This is a genomic window from Paenisporosarcina sp. P5_A11 (genome assembly GCF_056400705.1).
In genome coordinates this window covers 45,214-70,209 of record NZ_JBFUKT010000003.1, presented here as the reverse complement: position 1 = coordinate 70,209, position 24,996 = coordinate 45,214, and the positions used below count along the sequence as shown (strand labels likewise).

At 40.4% G+C, this 24,996-nt stretch carries 24 protein-coding genes and 2 other annotated features; all 24 genes read right to left on the bottom strand.

All coding sequences use genetic code 11. The features are described from left to right. Positions 1–101: 101 nt before the first annotated feature. The 24 genes from rpoB to AC1DOS_RS01910 all read right to left on the bottom strand — a co-directional run bounded on the left by rpoB (position 102) and on the right by AC1DOS_RS01910 (position 24,931). Positions 102–3,653, bottom strand: a complete 3,552-nt coding sequence (gene rpoB, locus AC1DOS_RS02025) for a DNA-directed RNA polymerase subunit beta (RefSeq protein ID WP_108585993.1) — start codon at positions 3,651–3,653, stop codon at positions 102–104. A 236-nt stretch (positions 3,654–3,889) separates the two neighbouring features. Next, positions 3,890–4,495, bottom strand: a complete 606-nt coding sequence (locus AC1DOS_RS02020) for a class I SAM-dependent methyltransferase (protein WP_477536221.1) — start codon at positions 4,493–4,495, stop codon at positions 3,890–3,892. 83 nt (positions 4,496–4,578) lie between these two features. Then, positions 4,579–4,941 carry a 50S ribosomal protein L7/L12 gene (gene rplL, locus AC1DOS_RS02015; protein ID WP_477536220.1) on the bottom strand — a complete coding sequence of 121 codons (363 nt, stop codon included), beginning with the start codon at positions 4,939–4,941 and terminating at the stop codon, positions 4,579–4,581. Positions 4,942–5,015: 74 nt separating this feature from the next. Then, positions 5,016–5,516, bottom strand: coding sequence for a 50S ribosomal protein L10 (rplJ, locus tag AC1DOS_RS02010; protein WP_108585990.1), 501 nt, complete (start codon positions 5,514–5,516; stop codon positions 5,016–5,018). A gap of 33 nt (positions 5,517–5,549) precedes the next feature. Then, positions 5,550–5,690 (bottom strand) — a sequence feature (ribosomal protein L10 leader region). Between the two features lie 41 nt (positions 5,691–5,731). After that, positions 5,732–6,433 (bottom strand): 50S ribosomal protein L1, encoded by a 702-nt coding sequence (gene rplA, locus AC1DOS_RS02005; RefSeq protein WP_108585989.1) that lies wholly within the window; start codon positions 6,431–6,433, stop codon positions 5,732–5,734. A gap of 117 nt (positions 6,434–6,550) precedes the next feature. Continuing rightward, positions 6,551–6,976, bottom strand: a complete 426-nt coding sequence (gene rplK / locus AC1DOS_RS02000) for a 50S ribosomal protein L11 (RefSeq protein ID WP_016429869.1) — start codon at positions 6,974–6,976, stop codon at positions 6,551–6,553. A gap of 175 nt (positions 6,977–7,151) precedes the next feature. Further along, complete coding sequence (gene nusG, locus AC1DOS_RS01995; protein ID WP_108585987.1) at positions 7,152–7,685, bottom strand: transcription termination/antitermination protein NusG; 534 nt, start codon at positions 7,683–7,685, stop codon at positions 7,152–7,154. A gap of 103 nt (positions 7,686–7,788) precedes the next feature. Continuing rightward, positions 7,789–7,974, bottom strand: coding sequence for a preprotein translocase subunit SecE (gene secE / locus AC1DOS_RS01990; RefSeq protein WP_108585986.1), 186 nt, complete (start codon positions 7,972–7,974; stop codon positions 7,789–7,791). 163 nt (positions 7,975–8,137) lie between these two features. Continuing rightward, on the bottom strand, positions 8,138–8,785 hold the full coding sequence (gene sigH, locus AC1DOS_RS01985; RefSeq protein ID WP_108585985.1) for an RNA polymerase sporulation sigma factor SigH: 648 nt from the start codon (positions 8,783–8,785) through the stop codon (positions 8,138–8,140). Positions 8,786–8,858: 73 nt separating this feature from the next. Beyond that, a complete protein-coding gene (locus AC1DOS_RS01980; protein ID WP_477536219.1) occupies positions 8,859–9,368 on the bottom strand; it encodes an NYN domain-containing protein in 510 nt (169 codons plus the stop codon). A gap of 1 nt (position 9,369) precedes the next feature. After that, complete coding sequence (gene rlmB / locus AC1DOS_RS01975) at positions 9,370–10,122, bottom strand: 23S rRNA (guanosine(2251)-2'-O)-methyltransferase RlmB (protein ID WP_108585983.1); 753 nt, start codon at positions 10,120–10,122, stop codon at positions 9,370–9,372. After that, positions 10,119–10,550 carry a Mini-ribonuclease 3 gene (locus AC1DOS_RS01970; protein ID WP_108585982.1) on the bottom strand — a complete coding sequence of 144 codons (432 nt, stop codon included), beginning with the start codon at positions 10,548–10,550 and terminating at the stop codon, positions 10,119–10,121. Before AC1DOS_RS01970 ends, rlmB begins: the two co-directional genes overlap by 4 nt. Further along, positions 10,547–11,947: a cysteine--tRNA ligase gene (gene cysS, locus AC1DOS_RS01965; RefSeq protein ID WP_477536218.1), complete on the bottom strand. Its 1,401-nt coding sequence runs from the start codon at positions 11,945–11,947 to the stop codon at positions 10,547–10,549. Before cysS ends, AC1DOS_RS01970 begins: the two co-directional genes overlap by 4 nt. After that, entirely contained in the window at positions 11,944–12,606 is a 663-nt protein-coding gene (cysE, locus tag AC1DOS_RS01960) for a serine O-acetyltransferase (protein WP_477536217.1), read from the bottom strand. Before cysE ends, cysS begins: the two co-directional genes overlap by 4 nt. Before the next feature lie 65 nt (positions 12,607–12,671). Next, positions 12,672–12,895, bottom strand: a binding site (T-box leader). A gap of 57 nt (positions 12,896–12,952) precedes the next feature. Continuing rightward, positions 12,953–14,416 (bottom strand): glutamate--tRNA ligase, encoded by a 1,464-nt coding sequence (gene gltX, locus AC1DOS_RS01955; protein WP_477536216.1) that lies wholly within the window; start codon positions 14,414–14,416, stop codon positions 12,953–12,955. A gap of 56 nt (positions 14,417–14,472) precedes the next feature. Beyond that, positions 14,473–14,949, bottom strand: a complete 477-nt coding sequence (ispF, locus tag AC1DOS_RS01950) for a 2-C-methyl-D-erythritol 2,4-cyclodiphosphate synthase (RefSeq protein WP_108585978.1) — start codon at positions 14,947–14,949, stop codon at positions 14,473–14,475. Continuing rightward, the gene (gene ispD / locus AC1DOS_RS01945) at positions 14,950–15,645 is read right to left on the bottom strand and encodes a 2-C-methyl-D-erythritol 4-phosphate cytidylyltransferase (protein WP_477536215.1); all 696 of its coding nucleotides are present in this window, start codon (positions 15,643–15,645) and stop codon (positions 14,950–14,952) included. Positions 15,646–15,728: 83 nt separating this feature from the next. Then, positions 15,729–16,808 carry a PIN/TRAM domain-containing protein gene (locus tag AC1DOS_RS01940; protein WP_108585976.1) on the bottom strand — a complete coding sequence of 360 codons (1,080 nt, stop codon included), beginning with the start codon at positions 16,806–16,808 and terminating at the stop codon, positions 15,729–15,731. A gap of 532 nt (positions 16,809–17,340) precedes the next feature. After that, positions 17,341–18,717 carry a DNA repair protein RadA gene (gene radA, locus AC1DOS_RS01935; RefSeq protein ID WP_108585975.1) on the bottom strand — a complete coding sequence of 459 codons (1,377 nt, stop codon included), beginning with the start codon at positions 18,715–18,717 and terminating at the stop codon, positions 17,341–17,343. A gap of 59 nt (positions 18,718–18,776) precedes the next feature. Next, complete coding sequence (locus AC1DOS_RS01930; RefSeq protein WP_477536214.1) at positions 18,777–21,215, bottom strand: ATP-dependent Clp protease ATP-binding subunit; 2,439 nt, start codon at positions 21,213–21,215, stop codon at positions 18,777–18,779. Continuing rightward, complete coding sequence (locus AC1DOS_RS01925) at positions 21,205–22,305, bottom strand: protein arginine kinase (RefSeq protein ID WP_477536213.1); 1,101 nt, start codon at positions 22,303–22,305, stop codon at positions 21,205–21,207. Before AC1DOS_RS01925 ends, AC1DOS_RS01930 begins: the two co-directional genes overlap by 11 nt. Next, positions 22,302–22,841: a UvrB/UvrC motif-containing protein gene (locus AC1DOS_RS01920; protein WP_477536212.1), complete on the bottom strand. Its 540-nt coding sequence runs from the start codon at positions 22,839–22,841 to the stop codon at positions 22,302–22,304. The genes AC1DOS_RS01925 and AC1DOS_RS01920 overlap by 4 nt, the downstream gene beginning before the upstream one ends. Positions 22,842–22,853: 12 nt before the next feature. Beyond that, the gene (locus tag AC1DOS_RS01915; RefSeq protein WP_477536211.1) at positions 22,854–23,324 is read right to left on the bottom strand and encodes a CtsR family transcriptional regulator; all 471 of its coding nucleotides are present in this window, start codon (positions 23,322–23,324) and stop codon (positions 22,854–22,856) included. Positions 23,325–23,971: 647 nt separating this feature from the next. Continuing rightward, positions 23,972–24,931, bottom strand: a complete 960-nt coding sequence (locus AC1DOS_RS01910) for a nuclease-related domain-containing protein (protein WP_477536210.1) — start codon at positions 24,929–24,931, stop codon at positions 23,972–23,974. Between the last annotated feature and the right edge of the window lie 65 nt (positions 24,932–24,996).

The following is a 24,996-nucleotide window of genomic DNA, read 5'->3' as shown; positions in this document are numbered from 1 at the left end:
GCTCAGGCGGATAACTTTTATGAAAATGGAAATGCGGGCAGGTATGAAGGCCTGCCCTTATTTCTCAAAACGTTTTATATATAAACCGTATCAGTCAACCTTTATTCGGCTGAACCTACCGGCACTCCGTCCGTTGTTGGCATGATATTTAGTGCATCAGTTGGGTGAAGATCGTCTTCTTCATCCAAATCACGCAGTTCAATTTCTTCGTCGTCGATAGTTAACATCTTAACGTCCATACCTAAACTTTGAAGTTCTTTAATTAATACTTTAAATGATTCTGGTACACCTGGTTGTGGTACGCTCTCGCCTTTAACAATAGCTTCGTATGTTTTCACACGACCCACTACGTCATCGGATTTCACTGTCAAGATTTCTTGAAGTGTATAAGCAGCACCATATGCCTCAAGTGCCCAAACCTCCATCTCACCGAAACGTTGTCCACCGAATTGTGCTTTACCACCAAGCGGTTGTTGCGTAACAAGAGAGTAAGGTCCAGTTGAACGTGCATGCAATTTATCATCAACCATGTGGGCTAACTTAATCATATACATAACACCGACAGATACACGGTTATCAAATGGTTCACCAGAGCGTCCGTCATACAATGTTGTTTTACCATCACGGTTCATACCAGATTCTTCCATAGTGTCCCAAACATCTGCTTCATTGGCACCATCAAATACTGGTGAAGCCATATGAATGCCAAGTTTACGAGAAGCCATACCTAAGTGTAGCTCTAATACTTGACCGATGTTCATACGAGATGGAACGCCTAGAGGGTTAAGCATGATATCTACTGGAGTACCATCCGGCATGAATGGCATATCTTCTTCTGGAAGAATACGCGAGATAACACCTTTGTTACCATGACGTCCAGCCATTTTATCTCCAACAGAAATTTTACGTTTTTGAACGATATATGCACGAACGAGTTGATTCACACCAGGTGGAAGCTCGTCGCCATCTTCACGATTGAACACTTTAACGTCTAAGATAATTCCGCCTGCACCATGAGGTACACGAAGAGATGTATCACGAACTTCACGTGCTTTTTCACCAAAGATTGCATGTAATAATCGTTCTTCAGCCGTTAACTCAGTAACCCCTTTAGGTGTTACTTTACCTACTAAGATATCGCCATCGCGAACTTCCGCACCAACTCGGATGATTCCACGGTCGTCTAAGTTACGAAGCGCTTCTTCTCCTACGTTTGGAATATCACGTGTGATTTCTTCAGGTCCGAGTTTCGTATCACGAGATTCCGACTCATATTCTTCAATATGCACAGAAGTGTACACATCGTCTTTTACAAGACGTTCACTCATGATTACAGCATCTTCATAGTTATAACCATCCCATGTCATAAACGCCACTAGTACATTACGTCCAAGTGCCATTTCTCCACGTTCCATCGATGGTCCATCCGCAAGAATATCAAGTGGATTTACACGATCGCCAACTTTTACGATTGGACGTTGGTTATAACTCGTCCCTTGATTAGAACGAATGAATTTTTGTAATTTATATTTTGTTAAATCGCCTTTAACTTCTTTGCCATCGATTTCTTCAATACGACGAACTCGAATTTCTCTCGCTTCTACATGCTCAACGATACCAGTGAATTTAGCAATTACGGCAGCTCCAGAATCACGCGCATTCACATGTTCCATACCTGTTCCTACAAAAGGAGCTTCAGGGTTTAATAATGGAACTGCTTGACGTTGCATGTTCGCACCCATAAGGGCACGGTTGGAGTCATCGTTTTCTAAGAACGGGATACACGCTGTTGCTGCAGAAACTACTTGTTTCGGTGAAACGTCCATATAATCAATTGAACTACGTTTGAATACCGTGTTATCTCCACGGAAACGACCAACAACTTCTTCATCAGTAAATTGTCCATCGTCATTTAGACGTGCATTAGCTTGAGCTACTACATAGTTGTCTTCTTCATCAGCAGTTAAATAATCGATACGAGATGTTACTAAACCTGACTCAGGATCAACTCGACGATAAGGTGTTTCGATGAAACCGAATTTGTTCACTTTCGCAAAACTAGAAAGTGAGTTAATTAGTCCAATGTTCGGACCCTCAGGCGTTTCAATCGGACACATACGACCATAGTGAGAGTAATGAACGTCACGTACTTCAAACCCTGCACGTTCACGCGTTAAACCACCGGGCCCTAATGCCGATAGACGACGTTTGTGAGTCAATTCAGCAAGCGGATTCGTTTGATCCATGAATTGAGACAACTGAGAACTACCAAAGAACTCTTTAATTGAAGCAATAACCGGACGGATATTAATCAATTGTTGTGGCACGATTGATTGTGTGTCATTGATAGACATACGCTCACGTACAACACGTTCCATACGAGAAAGACCGATACGGAATTGATTTTGCAACAATTCTCCTACTGAACGTAAACGACGGTTACCTAGATGATCAATGTCATCCGTGTTTCCAACGTTGTAAAGCAGGCCGAAGAAATAACTAATAGAAGAAATAATGTCAGCTGGTGTGATGTTTTTAATCGCATCTTCAATATAAGCATTGCTGATTACATTGATTTCTTGTTGCGCTTCATTGTTTGGAGCATAAATTTTGATTGATTGTAACGTGATATCGCCTTCTAATACGCCACCGACTTGAGAAATTGTTTGGAATCCGATTCCATTCTCTAGATGTGGAATTAAACGGTCAAGTAAACGACGGTCAATCAATGCACCTTGTTCTGCTAAAATCTCACCAGTTTCTGGGTCAACAAGCGTTTCAGCCACTGTTTGATTAAACAAACGGTTTTTGATGTGCAGTTTTTTGTTCATTTTGTAACGACCTACATTCGCTAAGTCATAGCGTTTTGGGTCGAAGAAACGTGAATACAACAGACTTTTCGCACTTTCAACTGTTGGCGGTTCGCCTGGACGAAGACGCTCATAAATTTCAAGCAACGCTTTGTCTGTGCTTTCCGTATTATCTTTTTCTAGCGTATTACGAAGATATTCATTATCGCCAATAAGATCGATAATTTCTTGATCAGAACCGAAACCAAGGGCACGTAAAAGAACCGTTACTGGCAATTTACGTGTGCGGTCGATACGACAATAGACTACGTCTTTCGCATCAATTTCATATTCTAACCATGCACCACGGTTTGGAATAACTGTTGCTCCAAAACCTTTTTTACCATTTTTATCTGTCTTGTCATGGAAGTAAACACTTGGTGAACGAACTAACTGAGATACGATTACGCGCTCAGCACCGTTAATAACGAATGTACCTGTTTCTGTCATCAGTGGGAAATCACCCATGAAGACATCTTGCTCTTTTACTTCATCTGACTCTTTGTTATGAAGACGTACTTTTACGCGAAGTGGTGCCGCATAAGTTACATCCCGTTCTTTTGATTCATCGACTGGATACTTAGGCTCGCCTAAAGCATAATCGATGAATTCAAGTGAAAGATTACCTGTGAAATCAGCAATTGGAGAAATGTCTCGGAACATTTCACGCAAACCTTCTTCCAGGAACCATTCATAAGATGCTGTTTGAATTTCTATTAAATTCGGAAGCTCTAGCACCTCTTTAATACGCGCAAAACTTCTACGCTCGCGGTGTTGTCCATACTGAACTAGTTGACCTGCCAACTCATTCACCCCTCAATAAAGCAATATTAGGACTTTTCGGAACACCATATTTAGTGTATGATGTCGAAAAGACAAAAAGAAAACGAGTTCTATAAGAGCTCATTTTCGGTTAAACACATTTATTCATGGTAAGTATACCCACATACAAAATAACTTTATACAAAAGGGCATACGACCGCAAAATAATATTTTTGCATTTTATTATAATATCATAGCGATTTTGTCAAGTCAAATAATCATTTGACTTTCTCAGCCTTTATGATCCAGTAACCTCTTACTTTATCGACTACTTCAACTTGACCGAAAATCTCTTCTAATCGATCGAAAGTTGATGGAGCTCCTTGTTTCTTCTGAATGACAACCCACAACTCTCCACCCACACATAATTTCGTATAGGCATCTAAATAAAAACGAAAAATCGTTTGTTTTCCAGCACGAATAGGCGGGTTTGTCAAAATTGCAGCAAAGTCAGTTTCGGTAACTTCGGTTAATCCATCACTTTCATAGATTCGTACATTTTGTACCCCGTTACCTTCCGCATTTTTGCGTGAAAGTTGGACTGCACGTTCATTAATGTCAACCATGTGAATTGTACGATTTTCATCAATTTTGGCGACGGATAACCCAATAGGTCCATACCCACAACCCACATCTAATACTGGGCCTTCAGTTATTGGCATTACAAACGCATCAATTAACACACGGGAGCCAAAATCTACTTCGCTTTTACTAAAAACCCCTGTATCAGTTTCAAATTGAAACAATTCATCACGGAGCGTAAAACTCCATGACTTAGGCTTGCTATCTGTTTGAGGTTTTTTCGAATAATAATGTTCAGCCATTCCGGGCACCCTCTAACCTGTTTATTAAATGAAGAAAAAGCCCGCCGATAACTGACGAGCTTTCCAAAAACTATTAATAGAAATTATTTTACTTCTACAGAAGCGCCAACTTCAGCAAGTTTAGTTTTGATTTCTTCTGCTTCTTCTTTAGTAACGCCTTCTTTAAGAGCTTTAGGAGCGTTGTCTACAACTTCTTTAGCTTCTTTAAGACCTAAACCAGTGATTTCACGAACTGCTTTGATTACTTTGATTTTTTGATCTCCTACAGAAGATAGGATTACATCAAATTCAGTTTTTTCTTCTTCAGCAGCAGCACCGCCACCAGCAGCCATAGCCATTGGTGCAGCAGCTGTAACGCCAAATTCTTCTTCGATTGCTTTTACTAAGTCGTTTAATTCAAGAACTGTCATACCTTTGATTGCTTCAAGGATTTGAGTGTTGTTCATTATATGTTCCTCCTAATAGGAATATTTTTTTGTTGGGGTATACCCCAGGTTTAAGAGTTAAGCCGTGTAACGAATTACGCGCCTTGCTCTTCTTTTTGTTCTGCAACAGCTTTTGTTACAAGTGCAAAGTTGCGCATTGGAGCTTGTAGAACGCTGAGTAGCATTGACAACAAACCTTCGCGAGAAGGAAGTTCTGCAAGTGCTTTAATGTCATCAGCAGATGCGATAGCACCTTCGATAACACCAGCTTTGATTTCAAGCTTGTCGTTCTTTTTAGCGAAATCGTTGATGATTTTCGCTGGCGCTACTACGTCTTCTGTTGAAAACGCAATTGCGTTTGGACCTGTAAGACTTTCATTCAAGCCTTCAAGACCAGCTACTTCAATCGCACGGCGAGTCATTGTGTTTTTATACACTTTGAATTCAACACCTGCTTCACGAAGTTGCTTACGAAGTTCAGTTACTTGACCTACAGTCAAGCCACGGTAATCAACTACTACTACTGTAGCTGCTGTTTTGAACTTTTCAGTAATTTCTTCAACTCGAACCTTTTTAGCTTCGATTGCTTTGCTCATCTGGACACCTCCTAATAGAATGAGTCATTTATACCGCCAAAAGAAAAGCCCCTGGTCTATAAATATAGACAGGGGCTGAAACGTCATCTTTAAAAGAATCTGAATGCATGTCCTCGGTAGGATCATTATGCGACAAGTCGCCCCTACTGTCTACGGTACAAATAATTAATTTACAACAAAAATCATCATAACAGATAGACTCTTTACTGTCAATATTATTTGCTAACTTTTACACTTGAAGAATCCACTTTTACAGATGGACCCATAGTTGTTGTGATGTTAACAGATTTCATGTATGTCCCTTTAGCTGCTGATGGCTTAGCTTTTAGAACAACATCAAATACTGCCAAGAAGTTTTCAACTAACTTATCATCTTCGAAAGAAACTTTACCGATTGGTGCATGAATGATACCAGCTTTGTCAGCACGGTACTCAACTTTACCAGCCTTGATTTCTTCGATTGCTTTAGTTACGTCGAATGTTACAGTTCCTGTTTTAGGGTTTGGCATTAAGCCTTTCGGTCCTAAAACACGACCTAATTTACCAACTTCACCCATCATGTCTGGAGTAGCTACGATTACATCGAAGTCAAACCATCCTTGTTGGATTTTGTTGATGAACTCTGTATCGCCAACATAGTCAGCGCCAGCAGCTTCTGCTTCTTTAATTTTTTCGCCTTTTGCGAAAACTAAAACACGTTGAGTTTTACCAGTTCCGTTTGGAAGTACTACTGCCCCACGGATTTGTTGGTCATTTTTACGTGTGTCGATACCTAATTTGAATGCCACTTCAACAGTTGCGTCAAAGTTTACTGTGCTAGTTTTTTTAGCAAGTTCGATCGCTTCAGTAGCAGCGTACACTTTTGTACGGTCTACTAATTTAGCTGCATCTTGTAACTTTTTACCTTTTTTAGCCATTTTGAAAATTCCTCCTTGATTGTGGTTTTAACGGGTTAAGCCTCCCACGAATAAGGGTTGCGTGTCTTGAAGACAATCGCAACCCTCCAAAAACTAATGCAACATCAAGTGCAGGGATTAGTCTTCGATGACAATACCCATGCTACGCGCAGTACCTTCAACCATCAACATCGCTGCTTCAACTGATGCTGCGTTTAGGTCTGGCATTTTTTGTTCAGCGATTTCGCGAACTTTATCACGCTTCACCGTTGCAACTTTTTTGCGGTTTGGTTCACCAGAACCTGACTGAATTCCAGCCGCCACTTTAAGTAATACTGCTGCAGGTGGAGTTTTTGTAATGAATGTAAATGAACGGTCTTCAAATACAGAAATTTCAACAGGGATAATTAGTCCAGCTTGATCTGCCGTACGTGCGTTGAATTCTTTACAGAATCCCATAATATTAACACCTGCTTGACCCAATGCTGGACCAACCGGCGGTGCTGGATTTGCTTTACCAGCAGGAATTTGTAATTTTACGACTTTAACAACTTTTTTAGCCACGAGACACACCTCCTTAAGTCCGTGATGTGGTAATAGGGTTGCCCCTCCCACTCAATATCTGTCTGTCAGCTACTAGCTGAGCATAAGCTAAAATTTTTGCAGACTATATCATAATCAGTCTGACCTTTGAAATAATACCATTTTTCTACAACTTAAGCAAGTAGGTTTTGAAAAACTATATTTTGACGACTTGATCGAAGTCAAGTTCCATTTTCGTTTCGCGTCCAAACATGTCAACAGAAACCTTCAACTTGCCTTTCGCGTCATCGATTTCTTCCACTTTTCCTTGGAAGCTTGCAAACGGCCCTTCAAGCACTTCAACCATTTCACCAATTGTATATTGTGCTTCAAGTCTACGTTCCGTCATTCCCATTTGTTTCAAGATGAATACTACTTCTTCGTCTAACAATGGTGTAGGTTTCGCACCACCACCTGATGAACCAATAAATCCAGTGACACCCGGAGTGTTACGCACAACATACCAAGAGTCATCCGTCATCACAAGCTCCACTAAAACATACCCAGGGAATGTTTTACGCATGACCACTCGTTTTTTACCATCTTTAAAATCTGTTTCTTGTTCTTCCGGGATGATAACTCGGAAGATTAAATCTGACATACCCATTGTTTCGACACGCTTTTCAAGATTTGCTTTTACTTTGTTTTCGTATCCAGAATACGTGTGAACCACATACCAATTCTTTTCCATAAGTAGCAGGACTGTTCGTCCGTCCCTCCATTTCTTAGACAAATGAAAAAACCCGTTCTCTGTTTATAACGGGCTATTTTCACAAGTATAATCTGTTATCAAATTACAGTGCAAGGAACCAGCGTACTGCTTCTGAAATTCCAAAGTCTATTACCGCGAAAAATATAGCCATAACAACAACTGTTGAAAGAACGACGATTGTATAGCGAGTCAATTCTTTACGTTTTGGCCAACTAACTTTTCTCATTTCTGAGACGACATTACCAAAAAAACCGCTAATATTAGCCATTCTATTTAAACCCCCGAATTAAAAATATCTATGTTTATCCATACAGCGTTTAACTTATTGCGCTTTGCATTTTTAACCATTTTATTATCTTTTAGGTAGCATTTGTCTTTTTAAAGATTATCACCTACAGTTTAGACTGTCAACAACTGCTAAAACGATGACTTTAGTGAACTCCACCAATTTCAATATGACGTTCCAACTTCCGCTTCACTCTTTGCAAGGCGTTATCTATTGATTTAACATGGCGATTTAGTTCCTCAGAAATTTCGTGGTACGACTGTCCATCTAAATACAACGCTAGTACTTGTCGTTCCAATTCGCTCAAAATTTCGCCCATTTTTTCTTCCATATAATCAAAATCTTCACGATGTATCATTAACTCTTCTGGATCATCAATGACGGAACCAGAGATTACGTCCATCAAAGTCCGATCTGATTCTTCATCAAATATCGGCTTATCTAAAGATACATAGGAATTCAATGGAATATGCTTTTGACGTGTAGCTGTTTTGATAGCAGTAATAATCTGACGCGTGATACAAAGCTCAGCAAATGCACGAAATGACGAAAGCTTGTCTCCTCTAAAATCACGAATCGATTTATAAAGTCCAATCATACCTTCTTGAATGATGTCTTCTTTATCGGCTCCAATCAAGAAATACGATCTTGCTTTCATTCGTACGAAAGAGCGGTACTTAGTGATTAAAAAATCTAATGCTTCTGTATCCCCGTTGTGGACCAGTGCCACAAGCTCGTCATCTAGTAAGTCTTCAAATTGGTGAAGCATTACGTGTACATGGTCACTTTTCATCAACAGTATCACCTCGGTCACTTCGCATAGTTTGACCCTAGTATACAGGAAGTAGAAATCGAGCGTCAACGGCTCATTTCATCCCTCTGCGCCATTTTTCAAAAATTTCTGCCACTTCATGTGGAAGTTGAATTTTTGAACCAGGTTTTTGCTCGTGAATTGCTTTGACTTTCTTAGTAATATTTTCTTGTACTAATTCCATCTCGATTTCAAGTTCACGAGCAGATATCCTTAGAGCCCCTTGAGCAAAGACGACCCATTGTTCAGTTAAATCTGACGTAGCCACATGTACTTGATCGCGTCGTGTCATTAACTGAATGGTTAGTTTTTCAATGCGTTCATCCGCCGTTTCATTTTCTCGGGTGAATATTACTTCAACATCATATTGTTTTTTCTTTTTTTCAATTCCAGGAACAAGATGTGCATCAAAGACTACAATAACTCTCCATCCAGAAAATGCTTTATATTCCGCCATCATTTCAATGAGACGGTCTCTTGCATCTATGAGCTTGTCCGCTTTTAAAGCACGCAACTCTTTCCATGCGCCGATCATGTTGTATCCATCGACGAGTAAAATGTCCATATCAGTTAACCGGCTGACGGTTCCGTAACACTTCATACATCAAGATAGCAGCTGCAACAGATGCGTTTAATGATGTTACTTGACCAACCATTGGCATGTGGTAAAGGAAGTCACATTTTTCTTTTAGTAAACGGCTCATTCCCTTACCTTCACTACCAATGATGATCGCAATTGGTAACTTGGCATCCATTCTCCGATAGTCAGAAGATCCTTTTGCATCGGTTCCAGCAATCCATAAGCCACGTTTTTTCAAATCTTCAACGGTTTGTGCTAAATTCCCGACACGAGCTACCGGTATATGCTCAATAGCCCCTGTTGAAGTTTTTGCAACAACCCCCGTTAATCCCACTGCACGACGTCTAGGAATAATAACCCCGTGCACACCGGTAGCATCTGCTGTTCGCAATATTGACCCTAAGTTATGCGGATCTTCTAACTCATCTAATATCAAAAAGAATGGGTCTTCATTTCGTGAAGCTGCAAGTTCAAAGAGCTCATCAATTTCTGCGTAACGGTATGCAGCAACTGATGCAGCAATTCCTTGGTGATTGGCTCCGTCCGTTAATTGTTCTACCTTGTTTTTCGGTACAAACTGCACAATTATTCCCGCTTCTTTTGCCAGTTCCATTATTTCAGTAATTCCCGCTTTTTTAACACCTTCTGCAATCCATACCTTGTTCATCTCGCGACCAGCTCGAAGTGCTTCTAGTACAGGATTTTTCCCAGATAAAATTTCATTGTCTAGTTCTGTCATGATAGGGTCTCTCCTTTCGGTTCTTCTATAATAGTTATGGCTTTTTCGATAATTTCTTGCACTCGATTGAAGTTACCCAACAAGTATAAACTGCCAAGGACCGCTTCAAATGCCGTGCTGTATTTGTACGTTTGAATGTCTGTATTTTTTGGAGTGCTACCAGATTTGGCATTACGTCCTCTTCTCAGTACAGCTTCCTCTTCTTCTGTCAAAAACTTTTCAGCCAACAACACACGTACAACTAACGCTTGTGCTTTGGCTGATACATATTTAGTTGCTTCTTTATGCAAAGTGTTTGGTCTTACACGACCCGAACGAATTAAATGTTCACGTACAGCTTGCTCAAGAACAGCGTCGCCCATATATGCAAGGGCGAGGGAATTTAATTGCAATACATCGATTGAACGAAGTGAATATTCCTTATTCATCCGCGTTTCCAACGTATGCCTTGTGCCGTGTCTTCTAAAATAATATTCATGTCTTTCAATTGATCACGAATGGCATCAGCACGAGCAAAGTCTTTGTCTTTACGTGCTTGGATTCTTGCTTCAATTAGAGCATCGATGTCTTCATCTAGTACTTCACCTTGCACCTCTACCTCAATACCTAAAACAAGTGCAAGTTCTTTTAATGTTTTCATGAACGCAGTAAGGACATTTGCTTCAGTATGTTTTTCAATCAAGTACAAATTTGCTAAACTCGCTAGCTCAAATAATGCAGCAATTCCATTGGCTGTATTAAAATCATCGTCCATCGCTGTTGTAAATTGGCTACGGACCTCTTCGATTTTGTTTAACCAAATATCTTGGTAGTCCCCAAGTTCAGGAGATGCTTCAAGTCGGTGTGCTAAGTTCGCATATGAAGTACGAATACGCGCTAAGCCGTTTTGTGCATTTTCAACAAGTTCTTGAGAGAAATTGATTGGATGACGGTAATGAACAGACAACATAAAGAAGCGCAACACTTGCGGGTCAATATGTTTACGAATGTCATTTACTAATACAAAGTTCCCTAAAGACTTCGACATTTTTTCATTATCAATATTGATATAGCCATTATGCATCCAATAACGAGCAAACTGCTTACCTGTATACGCTTCAGATTGTGCAATTTCGTTTTCATGATGCGGGAAGGTTAAATCTTGACCGCCAGCATGTATGTCTATGGTATCCCCTAATATTTCACGAGCCATAACTGAACACTCTATATGCCAGCCAGGTCGTCCTTTACCCCAAGGACTTTCCCACGAAATCTCACCTGGTTTAGCGTCTTTCCATAAAGCGAAATCTAGAGCATCTTCTTTCTTTTCACCCGTCTCGATTCTTGCGCCAATTTTTAAATCGTCCACTGATTGATGAGACAATTTACCATAACCTTCAAACTTTCGCGTTCTGTAATAGACGTCACCTTTCGACTCATAGGCATAACCTTTTTCGATTAGCACTTTTATGAAATCAACAATGTCATCCATATGTTCAGTTACACGTGGATGTGCATCCGCTTTCTGGCAACCAAGCGCACTGACGTCTTCAAAGTAAGCCGCAATAAAACGTTCCGTTAATTCCGAAACCTCTTCACCTAGTGCATTAGCCGTATTGATGATTTTGTCATCAACATCTGTAAAGTTTGAAACGAAATTGACATCATATCCTCTGTACGTTAAGTATCGACGGACAGTATCATAAACGATTACTGGACGTGAATTACCAATATGGATGTAGTTATAAACAGTCGGTCCACACACATACATCTTTACCTTGCCCTCTTCTAGTGGTACAAAGGGCTCTTTTTGACGTGTTAAAGTATTGTAAATATGAATGCTCATCTGACGTTTCTCTCCTTTTCAAGTTGTTCACTCACGTGCGCGACTTGCTCTCGCAAAATGGCGATTTTTTCTTCTAGCATATTACATTTATCTGCAACTGGATCCGGCAAATCTTGGTGATCCAAGTCCCGTTTCACTTTGATTCCATCTTGCACAACGACTGTTCCAGGAATACCTACAACCGTAGAATTTGGTGGAACATCTTTCAAGACAACTGATCCCGCACCGACTTTACTGTTTTCACCAATGGTAATTGACCCAAGCACTTTTGCACCCGTCGCAACTAAAACATTATCATGTAATGTGGGATGTCGTTTTCCTCGTTGTTTCCCGGTTCCTCCAAGTGTAACTCCTTGGAAAATTGTTACATTATTACCGATTTCACAGGTTTCACCAATAACCACACCCATTCCGTGGTCGATAAAGAAGCGACGGCCAATTCTCGCACCCGGATGAATTTCTATTCCAGTAAAAAAACGACTCACTTGTGACACTACTCTTGCAAGAAAAAAGAATTTTCTTTTAAAAAGTGCATGTGCGATGCGGTGTGACCACACTGCATGTAAACCTGAATATGTCAGCACAACTTCAAGCACCCGTCTTGCTGCGGGATCTTGCTCGAAAACGACTTCGATATCTTCTTTCATTCGACCGAACATCATCAGTCCTCCTATATTTGTTATCCAAAACTTAGCCAAAATAAAAAGCGCCTCTGTCAGTGACTGACAGAGACGCTGTAATTGCGCGGTTCCACTCTGATTGGAAGGATAAGGTGCATTCCTTCCCGCTTGGCGTCTGTAACGTAGACGATACGGCTCGCTTACTAATAGTTTCAGCTGAGCGCTCAGAGGTGCATTTCCATAGTGCCTAAGCTCAGACCACTTTCAGCCGGTGGTGGTCCTCTCTAAAGAGCGTGCCTTATGTACTTCTCCTCTTCAAAGCTTTTACATAATATATGCTTAAAAGATAGCTTCATTCTCACACCATCGTGAGTGAAAGTCAATATTATTGTTTCGCGTATTTCTCTACGCGAGCAATGACTTTTGCTTTGCCAATCAACGCAATTGCATTTGGCAATTCCGGACCATGAATTTGACCAGTTGTTACAACACGAATTGGCATAAATAGGTTTTTGCCTTTATGCCCCGTTTCTTTTTGTACAGCTTTAATCGCCGCTTTAATCGTGTCTGGTTCAAATGCTTCCAGTTGCTCCAATTGTGTTTTGAATGCAGCCATTACTTCAGGCACTTGTTCACCAGCTAATACAGAAGATGCTTCTTCATCATATGTTAACTCTTCTTTAAAGAATAGGTCAGTTAGCTCAGTAATTTCTGAACCGAAACTCATTTGCTCATGATAAAGAGCGATGACGCCTGTAGCCCATTGCTTTTCTTCAGCTGTCAACGTTTCAGGTAAACGTCCCGCTTTTTGTAAATGAGGCAATGCAAGATCAACCACTTCTTCTAGAGACAGTTGTTTCACATATTGGTTATTCGTCCACGTTAATTTTTGTTTATCAAACATGGATGGTGATTTTGATAAACGATTTACGTCAAACAAACGAATAAGTTCTTCTTTCGAGAAAATCTCATCTTCCCCTTCAGGAGACCATCCAAGAAGTGCAAAGAAGTTGAACATTGCTTGAGGAACGTATCCCAAATCTTTATATTGGGCAACGAATTGAATAATCGATTCATCACGTTTTGATAATTTTTTACGGTCTTCGTTAATGATTAACGTCATATGTCCATAGTGAGGTACTTCCCAACCGAATGCTTGGAATACCATGATTTGTTTTGGTGTATTTGATAAATGTTCTTCTCCACGGAAAACGTGTGAGATCTTCATGAAATGGTCATCTAATACAACTGCGTAGTTATACGTTGGGATACCGTTTGTTTTAATAAGAACCCAATCGCCTACGTCTTTTGATTCAAATGTAACCGAACCACGAACTAAATCTTTAAATGTATACGTTACGTCAGATGGAACGCGCATACGAATTGTATACGGAATTCCTGCAGCTTCTTTCTCTGCCACTTCTTCTTTAGTTAAGTTACGGCATGTACCAACATACATTGGCGCAGCGATTCCTTTAGCTTTTTGCATTTCGCGTTCCTCATCTAACTTTTCAGTAGAACAGAAACATTTATACGCATGACCATTTTCAAGCATTTCTTCAGCATGCTTTTTATAAATATCAAGACGCTCCATTTGACGGTACGGTGCATATGGCCCCCCGATATCAACAGACTCATCATAGTCAATTCCAAGCCATTTCAAATTCTCTAGTTGCGATAGTTCGCCACCTTCAATATTACGTTCAATGTCCGTATCTTCAATACGTACGATGAATTTGCCACCGTGGTGACGTGCAAATAAATAGTTAAATAATGCAGTGCGTGCTCCACCAATATGTAAATTTCCTGTTGGACTTGGTGCGTAGCGTACACGAACTTCTTGTGTCATATGTGGTTCCTCCTCGAATACGTGCTAAACTTTGTTCAGTTTAACACAGGTCATACCTATTTTTGAATGAGTAATATCGTTGCTTGCGCTGCAATGCCTTCTCCACGACCAGTAAAACCTAATTTTTCAGTGGTTGTCGCTTTGACATTCACTTGAGAAGGTTCAGCATTGAGTAGTTCTGCGATGCGGTCACGCATTTGTGTAATGTACGGCGCCATTTTTGGAGCTTGCGCAATAATCGTACAGTCAACATTGCCTAGTTTATAGCCTTTTTCTTCAACAATGTTCCAAATGTACGAAAGTAGTTTCGCCGAGTCCGCGTCTTTAAATTCAGGATCAGTATCCGGGAAATGGCGTCCAATATCCCCTTCTCCAATTGCACCTAGTGCTGCATCTGTGACTGTATGTAATAAAACATCGGCATCTGAATGGCCGATTAAACCTTTTTCATATGGAATCGTTACGCCACCTAATATAAGTGGGCGATTTTCTGCAAATTCATGTACATCAAACCCTTGTCCAACTCGAAACATTTAGTTCTCCTCCTGATGTCGTTTTTGTAAGATAGCTTCGCCAATAAGTAAATCCTCTTGTGTAGTCATTTTCACATTATCATACGTACTTTCCACTACATGAACGTCAATATTTAAGCGTTCCACCAGCATGGATTCATCCGTACCAAGAAAACCATCTTGGTCCGCTTGATGCTGTGCATTCGTCAAAATACTGGTATGGAAAGCTTGCGGTGTTTGGATTATCCATAATTGTTCACGGTCTACCGTTTCTTCAATTATGTGATTGTGCACTCGTTTCATGGTGTCTTTCGCTTTCACTCCAGCGATTGCAGCACCTGTTTCGTGTGCTTTTTGAGTCAATTGCTTAATAACGGTCGGTTCAATGAAAGGTCTCGCAGCATCGTGCACGAGAATTAATTCCGCTTCATTACTCGCTTCTTTTACGCATGCATACACACTATGTTGGCGTTCAGCGCCACCTGCAGGCATTCCTTTTACTTTCGTGACGTTATACTGCTTTAACATTTCTTGAATGATGACACGTTCTTCAGGCTTTACTGCAAGCCATATGCCAATGCAATCCAAATCTTGTTCAAAGACATCAAGTGTATGAATTAGAATTGGTTTCCCTCGCAGGGTAAGAAATAATTTATTGTGCCCTGCCTTCATTCTTTTCCCACTACCTGCTGCGGGTAATACAACGATATACTTCATTTCTTGTATTCGCCTCTTTCGTTATGGAAAAGGAGGCCGCCTCAGCTGTCATGTCGACAGAAAGGGCAGCCTCTCATCTTGACTTATTTTCTTTTTGCAAATATCATTCGCCCAGCTGATGTTTGTAGAACACTTGTGACTATGACATCAATTGCTTGACCAATATTTGATCGTCCATCTTCTACGACAATCATCGTGCCGTCATCTAAGTAAGCGATTCCTTGATTCTGTTCTTTACCATCTTTAATGACGACGATATGCATTTCTTCTCCTGGAATGACGATTGGCTTCACCGCATTTGCAAGATCGTTAATGTTAAGCACTGGTACTTTATGTAACTCACATACTTTATTTAAGTTAAAGTCATTCGTTACTACCATACCGTCCATCTTTTTCGCGAGACGCATCAGTTTCGTATCCACTTCTTGAACATCGTCAAAATCTTCTTCTGTAATTAATAAAGCTGAAGCTCGCTCTGTTTGAAGTCGTTTCAAAATATCCAAACCACGACGTCCACGCGTACGTTTTAACGTATCGGAAGAATCTGCGATATGCTGAAGTTCCGTTAAGACAAATTGTGGAACGACAAGCACACCTTCCATGAATCCAGTTGTGGAAATGTCAGCAATACGTCCGTCAATAATAACACTTGTATCTAGTAACTTATACGATGCTTGTTGTAAGGCTTGAGGGTTGTTTTCATCGAATTTCTTTTTTTGCCCTGTCGATCTGCTAGCAGTAAACATTTGCCCAATCTCATCACGTTTTTTGAAACCGACTTGAAAGCCAAGATAGCCTAAAGTGATGGTTAACAACACTGGTAACACAGAGTTTATGACTGGTAGTTCAATCGAATCAACTGCGAAGTTTAAAAGAAATGCCACAAAAAGTCCAATAATCAGACCTAGAGTTCCAGATAATAAATCTCCGATTGGCGCCTTCAGTAGTCGATCTTCCATCCACTTTAAGAACTCAATTAAGTAATCAGTTAACAGCAATGCCATGACATACAAAAGAATAGCACCAATTAAAACAGACACATAGGGGTTGTTCAGCAACGGGTTCCGGGATAAATTAATAAGTTCGTATAATTGCGGTAATAATAGCAACCCGAGCGTTCCACCAATTAGGATAAATGTAATGCGAATAATCCACTTTAACACAAGCCCACCTCCTGTTTTTAATTATACACTTTTTCACTTGTGAACACCTTTTTGACGTAAGTGGAATGTGAAAAGTTGCATGAAATAGTTAGATGTCAAGCCCTCTCCCTGCTAATTTTATTTTCAAACTTCCTGTAAAGGAATAATAATGGCGTGCCCGTGTGTGGCACAAATGTTCTTTATTTGTGCCTTCCGCTGGCAACCTGGGGGGAGTTCAGAGAATACGCTAGTCGATAGCAGAACACTTCCTTCGATGAAGACCCATAAACGCCACTTAAATCAGACTCTTGCCATAGGAACTCGCGTCTTTCTCCGGAGGAATGGTGTCCTTCTCCAATCGAATGGTTGGAAATGTTACGTGAATGGATGAAACGGTATAGTGAGTGGTCGGAAAACTAAGTTGAATGATCGAAAACTCACAATAAATGTTCGAAAACCCACAGTGAATGGATGTAGACCAATCTCAAAGTTCGAAGGTATAGCCCGAAAAAACTTTTACTTATATCTTGAGAAAAAGCTTACCCTAAAACGCCTAAGCGTTTGGGAAAGCTTCTTTTAATGCATCGTTAATACTTTCAACGCCAATTACTTTAATCCCTTTAGGATAATCCCATCCGCCAAGATTAGAAGCCGGGATAATGGCACGTTTGAATCCTAGTTTAGCCGCCTCTTGTACGCGTTGTTCAACTCGCGACACACGACGTACTTCTCCAGTTAACCCTACTTCGCCAATGAAACAGTCGTGCGCACTAACCGCTAAATCACGATAGCTTGATACAATCGTCGTCAAGACAGCTAAGTCAATGGCAGGTTCATCAAGCTTGACTCCCCCAGCCACTTTAATATAGGCATCTTGTGTTTGAAGTAGCATACCCATTCTTTTTTCTAAAACAGCCATTAATAGTTGGACCCGATTTTGATCAATTCCACTAGCCATGCGTTTAGGGTAGTTAAAGCTTGTCGGTGTCACTAATGCTTGAATCTCAACTAATATGGGGCGTGTGCCCTCCATCGAAGCAACAACAGTTGATCCTGCTGCACCTTGTGAACGTTCTTGTAAGAATAGCTCAGATGGATTTAGCACTTCTTTCAAGCCACCTTGCAACATTTCAAATATCGCAATCTCGTTGGTAGACCCGAATCTGTTTTTCTGAGATCGTAAAATCCGATACGTATGATGACGTTCTCCTTCAAAATACAGCACCGTATCTACCATATGTTCAAGCAATCGCGGACCGGCAATTTGACCTTCTTTAGTAACGTGACCAACTAGGAAAATTGCGATGTTTTTAGTTTTTGCAATCCGCATTAATTCCGCTGTACATTCTCGAACTTGTGACACACTGCCTGGAGCAGAGGTTACTTCCGGGTGATGGACAGTTTGAATGGAGTCTATAATGACAAATTTCGGTTGAACATTCTCAATCGCTTCATTGACTAATTCCAAATTCGTTTCAGAATAAATATAAAGTTCACCAGATGTTACACCTAACCGCTCTGCTCGCAGTTTTGTCTGACGAATCGATTCTTCACCTGACATATATAAAACGCGATGTCCTTTGTTAGCAAGCAATGCAGATACTTGTAGTAATAAAGTGGATTTTCCTATACCTGGATCTCCACCAATTAACACTAATGAACCAGGCACAATTCCGCCACCAAGAACACGATTTAACTCATCTAAATCGGTATCAACACGAGGTTCGTCTGCAATTTCAATCGCTGTTATTGGGGTTGCTTTGTGCGAAGCACTGTCAGAGTGTTGGAAAGTACGCCGAGGTCCTTTAACAACCACTTCGATCTCTTCCACCATCGTATTCCATTCGCTACACCCCGGGCAACGTCCCATCCATTTTGCAGATTCATAACCACATGAGTTACACATAAATTTCGTTTTACGTTTAGCCATAGTTCCTCCTATGTAGAAAAGAGCATTCCGAACAACCTCGCCGGAATGCTCCAATTGTTTTATTTTGCGACTAAAGCTTCTGAACGAATCACAAATTCATCGTTTTCAACATCAAACACAATATTGTTTCCAGTTAAAACGGTACCTCTTAATAGTTCTTCAGACAAACGATCTTCAATATGCTTTTGAAGTGCTCGACGGAGCGGACGAGCACCGTACTCTGGGTCGTAGCCTTCTTTGGCGATTTTCTCTTGTGCTGCTTCAGTTAACTCTAGTTCAATTTCTTGTTCTTTCAAACGTTTTGTTAACGTACCAGTCATCAATGTAACGATTTCTTTTAAGTGTTCTTTCTCTAATGAATGGAACACAATCATTTCATCCACACGGTTTAAGAACTCAGGACGGAATGCTTTCTTCAACTCTTCGAGCATTCTGCCTTTCATATCTTTATATTTTTGTTCGCCATCTTGTAAGTTGAATCCAACATATTTGTTTTTCTTAAGCGCCTCTGCCCCAACATTCGAAGTCATGATAACAACCGTGTTGCGGAAGTCAACCGTACGCCCTTTAGAATCAGTTAAGCGCCCGTCTTCTAACACTTGCAATAAGATATTGAAGACATCAGGATGTGCTTTTTCGATTTCGTCTAACAGAATAACTGAGTAAGGTTTACGACGAACTTTTTCAGTCAATTGGCCGCCTTCTTCATGTCCTACGTATCCTGGAGGTGAACCAACTAAACGTGATGTTGAGTGTCTCTCCATGTACTCAGACATATCAACTCGAATCATTGCATCTTCATCACCGAACATGCTTTCAGCTAGTGCACGAGCAAGTTCTGTTTTACCTACACCCGTTGGACCTAAGAAAATGAATGAACCAATTGGACGTTTTGGATCTTTTAATCCAGCACGAGCTCTACGAACAGCACGAGAAATGGCAGTGACAGCTTCCGCTTGACCAATGACACGTTTATGCAAAGTATCTTCTAAACTCAATAATTTTTGAGACTCAGTTTGTGCCAGTTTAGATACTGGAATTCCAGTCCACATAGACACAACAGCAGCAATGTCCTCCACTGTAACTTCGGACTCAGCTTTGCCTTGTTCTTCTTTCCAAGACTTCTTCGTGCTATCTAGTTCTTCTTTCAGCTTTTGTTCCGTGTCTCGGAAAGATGCTGCTTTCTCAAACTCTTGGCTTTGAACTGCCGCATTTTTCTCCGAACGAATTGCTTCTAAACGCAATTCTAATTCTTTTAAATTCGGAGGAGTTGTATATGAACGCAAACGAACTTTTGAACCCGCTTCGTCAATTAAGTCAATTGCTTTATCTGGTAGGAAACGATCGGAAATGTAGCGATCGGACATTTTTGCCGCTGCGATTATAGCTTCATCCGTAATTTTCACACGGTGATGCGCTTCATAACGATCACGAAGTCCTTTAATAATAAGAATAGATTCCTCAACAGTTGGCTCATCTACTTGAATCGGTTGGAATCGACGCTCTAACGCAGCATCTTTTTCAATGTATTTGCGGTACTCATCAAGTGTCGTTGCACCAATACATTGCAATTCACCACGAGCAAGTGATGGTTTTAAGATATTAGAAGCATCAATTGCACCTTCAGCGCCACCAGCACCAATTAAAGTATGAAGTTCATCGATGAAAAGAATAACATTTCCAGCTTGGCGAATTTCATCCATTACTTTTTTCAAGCGGTCTTCAAACTCACCACGATATTTCGTCCCCGCTACCACGGTACCCATATCTAAGGTCATAACGCGTTTGTCACGCAAAATTTCCGGCACTTCATTGTTAACAATTTGTTGCGCTAATCCTTCAGCGATTGCCGTTTTACCAACACCTGGCTCCCCAATAAGAACTGGATTGTTTTTAGTACGTCGAGATAACACTTCAATAACACGTGTGATTTCTTTGCTACGTCCGATAACCGGATCCAAGCTACCTTCACGGGCGATTTGAGTTAGATCACGAGCTAAGCCATCAAGCGTTGGTGTACTTGCTGCAGGATTTGAGCTACCGCTTGCTTGAACGTGATCGTTGCTACCTAAAAGTTGCAATACTTGTTGACGGGCTTTGTTTAAGCTTACGCCTGAATTATTAAGAACACGAGCAGCTACGCCTTCACCTTCGCGGATTAATGCTAATAATAAATGCTCGGTTCCGATGTATGAATGACCAAGTTTACGTGATTCGTCTACAGACAATTCGATAACCTTTTTCGCGCGAGGCGTATAATGCACGATAGGACCCACGTCACCTGTTCCCATGCCAACTAATTCTTCAATTCCATCTTCAATTACTTGAGGACTCACTTCAATTGCTTCCATTGCCTTCGCAGCAATTCCGCCGCCTTCACGAATTAATCCTAATAATATATGTTCAGTTCCAATGGACTCATGCTTCATACGAATAGCTTCTTCCTGAGCCAATTGGAGTACTTTTTGTGCGCGTTGTGTAAATCGATTAAACATCATGTGTTTCCTCTCCTTCGTTGTCTAAATTATTATCTACTTGCAATCTTTCCCTAAACAACTTTGCCCGAAACACATCTCGTTCTTCTGGTTTCAGAGACATACCGGCATACTTTTGTAAAAAACCTGGTTGCATAAAAATCATGCATTCATTCAAAATTGACACATCTACACCTTTAATCAACCCTAAATCAATACCAAGACGCACATTTGATAAACAACGTCCCGCTTCTTCTGTCGATAAAAGTCGTGCATACGTTAATACTCCTAATGAACGGTACAAACGATCTTCTAACACATTCGGTTTCGTATGGAGGAGAGCCGTTCTTGATTCCCGTTCTTTTTGAATAATTTGTTCAGTAATGCTTTGCAAATCAGATAAAATATCTTCTTCTGACTTTCCAAGTGTGGTTTGATTTGATACTTGGAACACATTGGCAAGTGCTTCACTGCCTTCTCCGTAAATGCCGCGGACAACCATTCCTAAACGTGTAATTGCAGTGACAATCCGATTCATTTGATTGGTCATCGTAAGTGCAGGTAAATGCATCATTACCGATGCCCGCAGGCCAGTTCCCGTATTTGTCGGGCAACTCGTTAAATAGCCAAACTGTTCATCAAATGCATACGGCAATTCTTTTTCAAGAACATCATCAATATGATTTGCTTGACTCCATGCTTCGTGCAATTGTAAACCTGGGAAAATACATTGTATGCGAATGTGATCTTCTTCATTGACCATTATGCTGATTGCTTCGTTGTCTGATAATAAAACGGAACCCGCAATTTGCGAATTAGCCAATTTCGGACTAATTAAATGCTTCTCAACTAAAACTTGTCGGTTGAGCGCAGAAAGCTCTTTTATATCTATATACGAAAAGGTCGAATCAAGTTCCGATTCTGCATCAAGTATTACAGATGAAACATCTTGATCTACTTGTAATGCCTCATTTTCCGTAAAAGATAGCGGAAAACGGTACCCGGTTAAATTTCGAGCGAGCCGAACTCTTGTACTCATTACAATATCCGCATGCTCACCTTCACCAGCCATCCAACTTGTCACGGAGTTCTCTAGAAAACGTTCAATGTTCATTTGGGGTTATCACCTCCGCTTTGTAGCTGCTCCTCTATACCTCGAGCTTCATCACGAAGACGTGCTGCCTCTTCGAAATTTTCAATCTCTATCGCCTCTCGCATCGCTGTACGAATCGACTCAATTTGTTTTTTCAGTTGTAAGGTTTGACCAAATGAACCTGGGGCTTTCCCAATATGCTTAACGTTCCCATTATGCAATTTCTTAAAAACACCTGGTAGTTTCCTGTGAAAACTTTCGTAACAATTGGCACACCCAAATTTTCCTTGTTTTAAAAACTGTTGGAATGTCCACCCACATGAACTACAAGTGGTTAATTCCGGTTGCGGTTTCTCCTGAGGTTGTTTGGTTTCTGTGGCTCCGAACCAATTGGATAACAATTGATGAAGCGAAAGGGCATCTTGCTGAAATTCTAAATGGTATGGATGGAACTCCTGTGCACATACATCACAATAATGACGTTGCACCTGGGCTCCATTCTGCACTTGCGTCACGGTTACTTTTGCCGGTCGCTGCTTACAATTTTCACAAATCATATCGCTCTCGCCTCACTTTAACTGTTCATACTTGAATGTTAAGAGCATAGCCCTTAATATGCGCGAACGCAGTTCATCACGTTGGGGCAATGGGGTGTTAAGCGTTGTGCGATCAAGCGCAGCGAGCATCATCTTCGCCTCACGCTTCGTCAACACTTCCTCATCGATTAGACGGAACACAATATCTTCCATCATTGTTTGAGAGGCACCACGCTCTAAACTTACTAAGATTAATTCAATTAAATCTGCTTTGGTGTGAGACCGTACGCGAACAATACGAATATAGCCCCCGCCCCCTCGTTTACTTTCAACAAGGTACCCACGGTCCGCCGTAAAACGGGTATTAATCACATAATTAATTTGCGAGGGTACACATTGAAATTGCTCAGCAATCTCACTGCGCTTTATCTCAACATGCCCTTTATCATCTAATTCGATAACTTTCTTTAAATACCCTTCAATAATATCGGATATATTACGCATGCAATCACCTCCTAATAGATTAGATCTGAGTGCGAGTTAGGGATTATAGCTATAGCAACCAATAGTGAATGCCTGACTTTGACTAACTTTGACTTTATTATATAAGGGGGGATAGGGAGTGTGCAAATAATGTGATTTGAAGGCGCTAAATCAACTGTTTGAGAGCATCTTTAAGAATGCTTTGTTGCTGTTTGAAAGAAGATTGCGTTTCATTGGCTAGTCATCTTGGTTAATGAGACATCTTTTTAAGCGTTTTTTCGATTGTGAAAATTTATCACTCATTTTGAGGTGTTTATCGCTCAATCTGAGGATTTATCGCTCAATCTTGTCTCACAAACTAGTTAACTTATTGAAACCCCTACCCCACAGAAAAGAGCCATGCAGCGAAATTAGCGCAATGGCTCCTATCTAAAGGGTTTTTGAATGCTTTTGTTTGCGCTGCGCTCCTGTTTGAAAGAAGTTGCGTTTCAATGGCTAGTCATCTTGGCTAATGAGACAGGTTTGAAGGCTAACTTTCGATTGTGAAATATTTATCGCTCATTTTGAGGTGTATATCGCTCAATCTGAAGATTTGTCGCTCATTTCAAGAATTTATCGCTCAAACTGGAGATTTATCGCTCAATCTTGTCTCATATCCTAGTTAACTTTTAGAGCTGAGTTTTACGAATTAGCCACTTTCTATTTTTATTTCCTCCTATTTTTTCTAAATTACTTTTGCAAAGCATTCTTCTCGTCGTGGCTACAGATTTCATTCCTGTGAATTCCATCCACTTATTGGTAGTTATTTCTTCACTAAAAAGAATTCGGTATTCTTGAAGTGTTGTTAAATGTGATGTTTCACCTTTATGTGTACAAATGGGACACCTCCAAAATTTACTTCTATAGGTAAGCTTGGTCATTACACAGTCAGGACACAAGACGCCTATTGTTAAATCAGAAAATATCTTTGTTGGAATATGGGTTGGTTTTTTTGGGGGAAGTGCAGGTTCGTTTTGAATAAAAAGTTGATGCACTTTGCGGATATCAAAATGGGGGTTGGATTGATCCGCATATAATTGATGCAAGTTTTCTAATGCTTGATAAAGTCCTGATACATGTATAGCAAGACTAGGGAATGGCTTTTCTAATATAGAAGCTGGATTTGAAAAAACAATCATGCCATGAACTGGCATCGTCATCTGGTGCTGGTCAATTATTCTCTTAACAAATCTCTTACTTCGTTGAAGTTGACCCTCAGGGTTTCCCATACCATCAATAGGGCCATTGTCTCTCTGACGAGTTAATTGATGGGATTCTTCATCGTATCTAAGTATTCCAGGTATATTTTTAACTTCAATAATCAGAATAAATTTCTGATAAATAATAAGTGAATCAATCTGACAATAGGATGCCTCATTACCTACTAATATACTTTTTAGCAATATATAGTCTTCGAAGAATCGTGTTTCACTCAATTCACGATCAACCCTTAATTCACCGGCATATCCTCCCCCTTCTTTTCTTAATATTTTTTGAACATCTGGCCAGTATGCATGATTTTTCGGCAAGCGCCTTTCAAGCGCTTGATAGAATAAATATTTGTCCGACTTTTTTCTATCACTTATCAAGCTAAACCTCCATTGAATGACATATTTTCACTTTAATTAATTAAATATATTTTCGCAAGAATATT

What these genes read in the sequence shown, in the direction of transcription:
- AC1DOS_RS01920 (WP_477536212.1), bottom strand. Translation starts at nt 22,841, where the DNA reads ATGATTTGTGAAAATTGTAAGCAGCGACCGGCAAAAGTAACCGTGACG.
- rlmB (WP_108585983.1), bottom strand. Translation starts at nt 10,122, where the DNA reads ATGACAGAACTAGACAATGAAATTTTATCTGGGAAAAATCCTGTACTA.
- rplL (WP_477536220.1), bottom strand. Translation starts at nt 4,941, where the DNA reads ATGAACAACACTCAAATCCTTGAAGCAATCAAAGGTATGACAGTTCTT.
- AC1DOS_RS02020 (WP_477536221.1), bottom strand. Translation starts at nt 4,495, where the DNA reads ATGGCTGAACATTATTATTCGAAAAAACCTCAAACAGATAGCAAGCCT.
- AC1DOS_RS01930 (WP_477536214.1), bottom strand. Translation starts at nt 21,215, where the DNA reads ATGATGTTTAATCGATTTACACAACGCGCACAAAAAGTACTCCAATTG.
- cysS (WP_477536218.1), bottom strand. Translation starts at nt 11,947, where the DNA reads ATGAGCATTCATATTTACAATACTTTAACACGTCAAAAAGAGCCCTTT.
- secE (WP_108585986.1), bottom strand. Translation starts at nt 7,974, where the DNA reads ATGGCTAATATTAGCGGTTTTTTTGGTAATGTCGTCTCAGAAATGAGA.
- AC1DOS_RS01970 (WP_108585982.1), bottom strand. Translation starts at nt 10,550, where the DNA reads ATGAATAAGGAATATTCACTTCGTTCAATCGATGTATTGCAATTAAAT.
- nusG (WP_108585987.1), bottom strand. Translation starts at nt 7,685, where the DNA reads ATGGAAAAGAATTGGTATGTGGTTCACACGTATTCTGGATACGAAAAC.
- AC1DOS_RS01925 (WP_477536213.1), bottom strand. Translation starts at nt 22,305, where the DNA reads ATGAACATTGAACGTTTTCTAGAGAACTCCGTGACAAGTTGGATGGCT.
- radA (WP_108585975.1), bottom strand. Translation starts at nt 18,717, where the DNA reads ATGGCTAAACGTAAAACGAAATTTATGTGTAACTCATGTGGTTATGAA.
- rplA (WP_108585989.1), bottom strand. Translation starts at nt 6,433, where the DNA reads ATGGCTAAAAAAGGTAAAAAGTTACAAGATGCAGCTAAATTAGTAGAC.
- cysE (WP_477536217.1), bottom strand. Translation starts at nt 12,606, where the DNA reads ATGTTCGGTCGAATGAAAGAAGATATCGAAGTCGTTTTCGAGCAAGAT.
- rplJ (WP_108585990.1), bottom strand. Translation starts at nt 5,516, where the DNA reads ATGAGCAAAGCAATCGAAGCTAAAAAGGTTCGAGTTGAAGAAATTACT.
- AC1DOS_RS01915 (WP_477536211.1), bottom strand. Translation starts at nt 23,324, where the DNA reads ATGCGTAATATATCCGATATTATTGAAGGGTATTTAAAGAAAGTTATC.
- ispD (WP_477536215.1), bottom strand. Translation starts at nt 15,645, where the DNA reads ATGAAGTATATCGTTGTATTACCCGCAGCAGGTAGTGGGAAAAGAATG.
- AC1DOS_RS01980 (WP_477536219.1), bottom strand. Translation starts at nt 9,368, where the DNA reads ATGGACATTTTACTCGTCGATGGATACAACATGATCGGCGCATGGAAA.
- sigH (WP_108585985.1), bottom strand. Translation starts at nt 8,785, where the DNA reads ATGAAAAGTGACCATGTACACGTAATGCTTCACCAATTTGAAGACTTA.
- gltX (WP_477536216.1), bottom strand. Translation starts at nt 14,416, where the DNA reads ATGACACAAGAAGTTCGTGTACGCTACGCACCAAGTCCAACAGGAAAT.
- ispF (WP_108585978.1), bottom strand. Translation starts at nt 14,949, where the DNA reads ATGTTTCGAGTTGGACAAGGGTTTGATGTACATGAATTTGCAGAAAAT.